Raw genomic sequence first — 1,443 nt, forward strand, 5'->3', positions numbered from 1 at the left:
CTAGTACTCCAGCCGGGGTTGTTGACCTTGGCTGAGCCGCGGTTCGGATGCGGTGCGGGAACGAGGGCAGCCACCGTCGATCATGGACGGTTGTGTGGACTGACCATGATGCAGCGGTGGCTGCCGGATACAGGGTAGACGCCCAAGGGTGGCGTGTGTTGTTCGACGACCTGATGTTGACGGTCGGGCAGCGTTTCCGCAGGCCCGAGCCTCGCCGCCGGGTGCGTGACTTCGTCCGCGGCTTACTGGCGCCCTTGCCGACGAAGAACTGCTGGACCATCGCCGAGCACGCCGGGGACACCGGCCCGGACGGGATGCAGGACCTGCTGACCCGGGTGAAGTGGGACGACACCGCCGTCCGCGATGACGTGCGGGAGTTCGTTGGGCACCACCTCGGCGAGGCTGACGCCGTGCTGGTCATCGACGAGACGGGTGACCTGAAGAAGGGCAGGCACACCGTCGGTGTTCAGCGGCAGTACTCGGGCACGGCCGGCAAAATCGAGAACTGCCAGCTCGCCGTGCACCTCGTCTACGCCACCGCGGCCGCTCACGCGATGCTCGACACGGCCCTCTACCTGCCGAAGTCCTGGTGCGACGACCCCGAGCGGCGCGCTGAGGCCGGCATCCCGGACGCCGTGCGGTTCGCCACCAAGCCGCAGCTGGCGTCCCGGATGATCGAGGCAGCGGTCACCGCCGGGCTGCCGTGTCGATGGGTCGCCGGGGACGAGGCATACGGCAACGATCCGCGTCTGGCCGCCCGACTACGTCAGCTGCGACTGGGCTACGTCCTGGCCGTGGCCTGCTCACATCAGGTGAGCACCGGCATCGGCACCTACCGCGTCGACGTGCTCGCCGCAGGGCTTCCCACCACCGCGTGGCAGCGGGTGTCCGCCGGCCCGGGCGCGAAAGGCTACCGCTACTACGACTGGTCCTTCACCGCGCTGCCACCCGCCGCCGACGAGCACGGCGGGCACCACTGGCTGTTGATCCGCCGCAACCGCAGGACCGGCGAGCTGGCCTTTTACCGCTGCTGGTCACCCGAACCCGCCGCGCTGCACACCCTCGTCACGGTCGCCGGCCGCCGCTGGAAGATCGAGGAATCGTTCCAAGCCGCGAAGACCGGACTCGGCCTGGACCAGCATCAGAACCGCCGCTGGACCTCCTGGCACCGCTGGACCACCCTCGCGATCCTCGCCCACGCGTTCCTCGCCGCCGCGACGGCCGGCCACCGCCATCACGACGACCCAGCCGACCTGATCCCGCTGACCGTCAACGAGCTACGCCACCTGTTCAACATCCTGATCATCGAACCCACCCGCCGCCGCTGCGACCTGCTGCTCTGGTCCATCCGCCGACGCCGTCACCAAGCCCGAGCCAAGACCAGCCACTACACCCGACAAGCCCTCATCGAGCCATGATCACAATCCCCGGCTGGAGTACTAG

General features: G+C 68.7%; 1 protein-coding gene. It reads left to right on the top strand.

The features are described from left to right. Positions 1-173 precede the first annotated feature (173 nt). Entirely contained in the window at positions 174-1,418 is a 1,245-nt protein-coding gene (locus I8N68_RS32390) for an IS701 family transposase (RefSeq protein WP_200216911.1), read from the top strand. The last annotated feature ends 25 nt before the right edge of the window (positions 1,419-1,443 follow it).

It is taken from the genome of Micromonospora coerulea (assembly GCF_016598485.1).
Lineage (GTDB): Bacteria > Actinomycetota > Actinomycetes > Mycobacteriales > Micromonosporaceae > Micromonospora > Micromonospora coerulea.

Coding starts and splice junctions, on each gene's coding strand:
- I8N68_RS32390 (WP_200216911.1), top strand. CDS start 174: ATGTTGACGGTCGGGCAGCGTTTCCGCAGGCCCGAGCCTCGCCGCCGG.